The following is a 6539-nucleotide window of genomic DNA, read 5'->3' as shown; positions in this document are numbered from 1 at the left end:
TGGCGTCTGACATCTGCGGCCGTCGTGGACTCGGTGGCCGATCAGCGCTCCGCAGGCTGGGCCTGCTGGCGCGGCAATGCGGCGGGCCTCGGCGGCTGGACTTTCGTCACGCGGATTTCGCTGACGACGCTGCAGGCAACAGGGATGGGGTTCTTCGGACTTTACGGCTCTACCGCCGCGCTTGCCACCACCCTGACGCTGGCCGCCGCGGTGAACTGCATCGGCATCGGTTTCCAGCGCGGAACCCATGCAAACTGGCAGCTGGTCCGCAACGACGGCACCGGTGCGCCGACGCTGACGGACATGGGCACAGGCTTCGCGATTGCCACGGGCGGCGTGCTGACCCTGTTCATCGCCGCCCCGCCGAACGGCAGCTCGGTCTGGATGCGCGTCGTCGACGAGGTTTCCGGCGCGGTCTTCGAGCAGGAAATCACCGCCGACCTGCCTGCGAACACGCAATTCCTGTCCCCACGGCTGTTCATAAACACCGGGGCGACAGCAGCCGCCGTCGCCTACGACTGCGCCGGGGTCTACCTCGAAACCGATTTCTGAACAGCATGACCGCGAAAGGACCATCATGAACGACCAGACCACCCTGACCAGCGAGGTCGCGCGGGCCTTTCGGGACCACGGGATCACCGCCGCGCTCACCGCCCTGATCGGCGGCACTATCGCCCTGATCGCGGCGATCACGCGCAAGGCCTTCACGAACGAAGCCCTGCTTGACCGCCTCGACCGCGAGCTGGTCTCCGAGCGGGACAGGATCGACCGCCAGCGCAGCGAGGACCGAAAGGCCGACGGTGACCGGTTGGACCGGATCGAGACCGACATCCGCTCGATGCGGGACATGCTCTTCGACGCCTTCCAGCGCGGCCGATCCGACTGACCACCTGGCGACCACACCACCACGACCACATCCCCCGCCCCAGAGGCGGGTTTTTCATTTGGAGGATCCACGATGCCCACCCTGACCTACCCACATTGGCGCGATGTGCCCGCGAACGCTTGGCGTTGGCCGACCTTCTCGGCCGCCGAGATTGCCTGCCGCGGCACCGGGGCGATCAGGATCAACACCGAGGCCATGGACAAGCTGCAGGCCCTGCGCGACCGCCTCGGCAAGCCGCTGATCGTGCGCTCGGCCTATCGCAGCCCGGAACACAACCGTGCTGTCGGAGGCGCCCCGGCATCGAAACACATGCAGGGCACGGCCTTCGACATCGCGATGGCGAACCACGATCCGGTGACCTTCGAGTCCGCGGCGCGGGCCGTGGGTTTCCTCGGCTTCGGATACTACCCCCGCTCCGGCTTCATGCACATCGACCTCGGGCCCGCCCGATCCTGGGGCGATCCCTTCCCGGCGCGGGCCGTACCCTTCGCGCCGGAACTGCCGCCCGCGCGCGAAGTCCTGTCGGAAAGCCGCACGCTCCGGGGCGGGGGTGCTGCGGGTGTTGCCACCGTCGGCGCCGCCAGTGTTGAAGTGCTGCAGGACGTCCTCGCGGAAACCCAGTCCACGATCCAGCCGCTTGTGCCCTACCTCGACACGCTGCGCTGGGTGCTGATCGTTATCGCGCTGATCGGCATCGCCGTCACCATCCACGCGAGGCTCGACGACTGGAAACGGGGACAGCGGTGATCGGCTGGCTCCTCACCCACGGCCCGGCGCGGAAAGCGCTGGGCCTGATCCTTGCCGCCGCAGCGATCCTGCTGTTCCTCATGAACCTACGCCGAGCTGGCGAACGCGCCGGGCGCGTCGCCGAACGGCTTGATGCCCGAGAGAGAAACGATGCCATCCACCGCCAAATGCTCGACGCCGCCGCTCGCCGCCCTGCTGATCGCGATGCTCTGGCTGACCGGCTGCGCGATGGCAGGTTCTGAAGCCCGCGCGCCCTGCCCGCCGGTGGTTGATTACTCCAGCGCTGATCAGGATCGGGCCGCCGATGAGGTCGAGGGGCTACCGGGAGAGGCTGTCATCGTCCGGATGCTCGGCGATTACGCCGTGTTGCGCGATCAGGCACGGGCGTGCAGGTGAAATCCGAGCCGGGCGAAGCCTGCCACGAGGCAAGCGCCAGACGCCTCGACCGCGGCGCATCGCCCGGCCCGGTTCATGGATTCACGATGTCAACGAGCAGCAGGGATTCGCTGCGAGTTGATGATGTCAGGTGCTGCCCTGCTTGTCTCACGGAGTGATGGGCACCATTGTGCACCTCGCAGGGGCTGGCCGTTCGCCCTCACGGGAGTGAGGGGGACATTTCTTCGAGGCCAGTGAGTATCCGAGCACGAATGCGATCCACCAGGTCGGTACCGGTGGAGATGTCAAAGCTCGCCGTTTCCAGCAGCGTTTCCTGACCCGTCACACGGAACCGCGCGCGGATCCCTTCCTCGTCACCCAGACCCGCATGGTGGGGATAAAGCAGCGTCAGGCGCGGGGCCTTGTAGAGGTGGGCGTAGGCCATCATCTGATAGACGTCCGCCTGGGACACCCCCTGCTTCGGATCGTCGATCCGGTCGGAAATCCGCTTCCATTTGGTGTCGATCACATGGGCGACCTGGCCAGCGCGCCAGATCAGGATGTCGGGCTTGGTTTGGAACACCCCCCGTTCGTCATCGACCGATGTGAGGCAGAAAAGGCCGCCACCCTGCAAAGTCACGCGGAACTCGGACCCCGCAAGCGCCCGCGTCACCAGACGGCCTATGTATTCCTCGAACAGGGCATTCATCTCGAACAGCAGGGCCGAACCCTGCCCTGACCCGGCGCTGGTGGTCTGGTATCGGTTGCGCAGAAACAGTTGCGCCATTCCAAAGAGTTCCTGCCACGCGCTGTTGGTGCGGTCGATGACAACATCGTCCCACTGCAAGGCAGGGATCTGCACCTCCGCAACCTCGGCATAAACGAAGGCCAGTTCCCGCAGCCGCTGCACATTCGTCGCGTTTCGCGACATGCCCGCCAGATGCGCGATGGTCGCCTTCATGATGCGGTTGAGGGCGATATCCTCGGACAGCTCATCATAGCGGCACGCCAGGCGGCCCGGGTTTGCGAGATGGCGGGTGAACTGGCGCGGGATATCCAGCGATCCCCGCAAGGTCGGCAGGTCGTCGTCGTGGAGGGTATAGCGCCGCGGCATGCCGCGGCGTACCGCCTCGGTCAGCTTGTCGCAAAAGATGCGGATCAGGATTTCAAGCAGCGTTTCGCGCTGCCAGTCGAGGTCGGTCATGCGCCCGGTCTGTATCTTCAGGTCGAGAGCCACCGCCAGCATGTGGACAAGGCGCTTGCGGATCTCGCGCGTCTCTTGTGCCGATCCTTCATTTTCGCCGACATCGATCTTCGGCAGGATTTCAAGCGTACAGCCCGGCACCGCCAAGACTCCGACTACTCCGCGCGCCCGCAAGTCATGGCGGCGATCCTCCAGCACGCCACCGCCGCCACGCCCGGCGAAGGGGGATGCCTTGGCCAGTGCCACAAGGCGCTGGGCAAGATGCGACGGAATATACCCCTCCCCATCGCCATGGGGCACGGCCTCCCATTCACGGACGCTGTAGGCGGGCATCAGGCCGCGAACTCGGAGAAGTCGAACTGGTCCTTCACCCGCCAGCGCAGTCTCTCGGCCCCGAAATCGTCAGCGGCAATTCCCGGCGGCGCCGTCAGGCGGCGCGCCTCCAGAAACCGGGATGGGCCCTGCGGGCCATCGCCCAGAACGGCGGCGACCTTCGACCAATCCTCGTAGAAATACTCGGACAGGAGCGGAATCACCTTGTGCCGCATGACGTCCTCGACGGCCTCGGCCGATGTGCAGCCAGTGAAATAGGCGTGCCCGATCTGGTGTTCGCGGTCGAAAAGGTACTCGATGCGATCGTTGATCGTGGTCAGCAGTGTCTGCAGGTTGATCCCGCCGACATTCGGGGACAGGACTGAGGGGTTAGGCATCAGTTCCTTGAACGTGAACCGACGGCGTAGGGCCGTGTCCAGCAGCGCAATCGAACGGTCGGCCGTGTTCATGGTACCGATGATGTGCAGGTTGGGCGGCACCCCGAAGTGCTTCTTCGAGTAGGGCAAGGTCAGCTGGATTTCGTCTCGCCGCCCGAGGCGCTTGTCCGGTTCCAGGAGCGTGATCAGTTCGCCGAAGACTTTCGAGATGTTGGCCCGGTTGATCTCGTCGATGATCAGGACATGCGCAGATGCGGTACTCTGCTCAACCCTGACCGTGGCGCCCGACGTCTGCAAGTCGCCATCCATTGAAGAATTCCGCACCGCGGCAGTTGCGGAAGTCGCGTCTGCAGGCACCAACCAAGCCTGGTCGGGATGACTAGCCCATGTGGGCATGTTGTGTTTTTCCCAACCACCGGTCGGCTCAATACCCGTCTCTCGACCTGCTCGCACGAGGGCTTCGCGATATTGCTGGAGGGAGAAACCCTGCGGGTGTTCCTCCGCCAGTTGCAGCGCGACGTCCTGGGCAAGCTTTCGGAAAGTGCCATCGCGCACAGGCGGAAGTTGGCCGACTGTAAACAGCTCTTCCGCCAATGCCGGTTGGGGCTGAAGGTCATCGTTGTCTGCGCCTTCGGCCGCGGCCGACGGAAACACATCTGCATTGGGCTCCGGGGCATCAGGCATCGCTTGCGTTGCATCTGCATCCTGCGCGTGGATCGTGACGGCTTTTGCACTGGCCTCTGCACGCCGAGCAACTCGTTGGAATATCCCGGCGACCGGTTCAAGGCGGAAGCCTGCACCATTTTCAGACGGATCCTCCCCGTCGACGGCAGGTCTAAGCCCCTCGACAAATTCCTCGTATGACATCGACTGGTGGAAGGTCACGAACTCGATCCGGCCCTCGGACATCAAGCGCCGGTATTCCGCCATCAGTCGATCACGGCTCTTCGCGCCGGTCAGATCGAACGCAGCAGCATCGCCCAAGCAGAGACGAACTGCCTCCCACGCCGTCTGGTAGGTCTTGCCGGTGCCGGGAGGTCCATAGAGGATCAGGTTGGTTGTCTCGATCTGTGTGGCCTGCGACATGGACGGGTCCTTCGCCTTTCCGTCCTGCGTCAGGACAAAGGTATACTCGGTCGTGGTGCTGCGCTCCGGCCCGGTCCGAGTGGGGGCCGGGACCGAAGCAAGCTGCTGGAAAGCCTCTTTCTCCAACGCCTGGCAGACATTTGCCCAGTTTTTCACAAGGCCCGACATGTCGTGCAGGTCACCGGCGCGGATGGTTACCGAATGAAGTCCGGCCTCCCGGGCGGGCTCGATGAAATAGTTGAGAGCCACGAGACGCGCGCGTTCTGCCCCGCGCACCAGGTGCGTGTGCTGTTCGGGTAGCGGCAACGGCGTGTCATGCTGATCGACGATGATGTAGCCCGCCGCATGCAGTCTTGCGGCCGCGTCGCCCGGTTGGCTCCACCCGCCATTGAATGTGTTCGACGCCTTGCCCAAGAGGTACCCGACAATTGGCTTCGTCGGGAAGCGCTTGTCCTGGCGCGGGCGGCTGGACCGCACCCAAAAATCCTTCGGCTCGCCGAAACTCGAGAACGCATCGGCATGTGCACCTGACCTGCGGAACTCTTCGTAGGCGTCCATCGCACCCTCGATCCTCTCGCGAGTGAAGGCGTCATCCTTGCCATTGGTCCCCTTGCGAATGATCTGGAACCCGAGAGCCTCAAGTTTGGCGAATGATTGCGCCTCTCCGAAGCCGTTGAAGAATTCCTTCGCTGCGAGGGCGCGGCCATCGGGAAGATGCCCCAAAGCTGCTGCGACGGAGGCCTTCGCGGGATAGGTCTGATCCTTGCCTTCATCGCTGACCCAGACCTGTGGGCTGGCAAAGCCACCACGGGCGAGGAACGCCTTCAGGCCAAGTTGATCGCATTCCTGCATCGCCGCCTCGATTTCCTTGCGGGTGAGGCGGTCGATCAATGCCTGATGTTCGGCCTTGTCGGGCACATTGGATTGTTCGGTCAGGAAGGAATGGTACAGCTTCAGGGCTTGTTGGAGGCTGGCAAGACCCGCGCGCAATACACCGTCGATCGGGACAGGCGAGGGATTGGGGCGTTCTGCCCGTTCATCCTCGGCGGTGTAGGCAAAACGGTTAAGGACGCTGTCCCGATCCTCTTGCGCGAACAACTCGTCCAGATCGCCCAGATACTGTTCAACGCGCCTGGCGCTGCTCGCCCGAGACGAGGCAGTTGCCTCCGTCTGGCCCTGAGCGACAAGCCACTTCCGGAATTCGTCCTGTTGCATCGTATCGCCGCCTGCCTCGCCGAATGGTGACGTTCCAAGGTCAGGAAGCCGAGGGCAGAATCCGTCGTCGTCAATTCACCGTCTGGAACTACAGGGCCGATGATGGCCGGAAGGAAGCAGGTGCGCAACTGCGAGTTGCCCGCCATTGCCTGCGACTGCACGCCTATCCGTGCGGGTGCGGTTTTTCTGTGGCGGTGTTGATGTGGCGTTGATGTAAACCGGAACTACAAAAGCCCGACGGTTTGCGTCTGGTTATATCTATTTGATATCTTTGATAAATTTGGTTGCGGGGGCAGGATTTGAACCTGCGGCCTTC

The 6539-nt window shown here is 63.6% G+C and carries 6 protein-coding genes and 1 pseudogene; 5 read left to right on the top strand and 2 right to left on the bottom strand.

The window, feature by feature from the left end; all coding sequences use genetic code 11:
- From EZM81_RS17590 to EZM81_RS17570, 5 genes and pseudogenes are all read left to right on the top strand, one after another.
- Positions 1-552: pseudogene (locus EZM81_RS17590) on the top strand (DUF2793 domain-containing protein); the annotation flags it as partial.
- 25 nt (positions 553-577) lie between these two features.
- A complete protein-coding gene (locus tag EZM81_RS17585; RefSeq protein WP_136646678.1) occupies positions 578-886 on the top strand; it encodes a hypothetical protein in 309 nt (102 codons plus the stop codon).
- Between the two features lie 72 nt (positions 887-958).
- Entirely contained in the window at positions 959-1633 is a 675-nt protein-coding gene (locus EZM81_RS17580) for a D-Ala-D-Ala carboxypeptidase family metallohydrolase (protein ID WP_136646677.1), read from the top strand.
- Positions 1630-1875, top strand: a complete 246-nt coding sequence (locus tag EZM81_RS17575; RefSeq protein WP_371685772.1) for a hypothetical protein — start codon at positions 1630-1632, stop codon at positions 1873-1875. Before EZM81_RS17580 ends, EZM81_RS17575 begins: the two co-directional genes overlap by 4 nt.
- Positions 1862-2029, top strand: coding sequence for a hypothetical protein (locus EZM81_RS17570; protein WP_248298274.1), 168 nt, complete (start codon positions 1862-1864; stop codon positions 2027-2029). Before EZM81_RS17575 ends, EZM81_RS17570 begins: the two co-directional genes overlap by 14 nt.
- Before the next feature lie 199 nt (positions 2030-2228).
- On the opposite strand, the gene EZM81_RS17565 is transcribed toward EZM81_RS17570, so the two are convergent.
- Positions 2229-3545 (bottom strand): McrC family protein, encoded by a 1317-nt coding sequence (locus EZM81_RS17565; RefSeq protein WP_136646675.1) that lies wholly within the window; start codon positions 3543-3545, stop codon positions 2229-2231.
- Positions 3545-6223 (bottom strand): McrB family protein, encoded by a 2679-nt coding sequence (locus EZM81_RS18460; RefSeq protein ID WP_248298273.1) that lies wholly within the window; start codon positions 6221-6223, stop codon positions 3545-3547. The genes EZM81_RS17565 and EZM81_RS18460 overlap by 1 nt, the downstream gene beginning before the upstream one ends.
- Between the last annotated feature and the right edge of the window lie 316 nt (positions 6224-6539).

Source organism: Tabrizicola sp. YIM 78059 (genome assembly GCF_004959785.1).
GTDB lineage: Bacteria > Pseudomonadota > Alphaproteobacteria > Rhodobacterales > Rhodobacteraceae > Tabrizicola > Tabrizicola caldifontis.
Note: the sequence above shows the minus strand (reverse complement) of the source record. Positions and strands in the feature narration are given on the sequence as shown.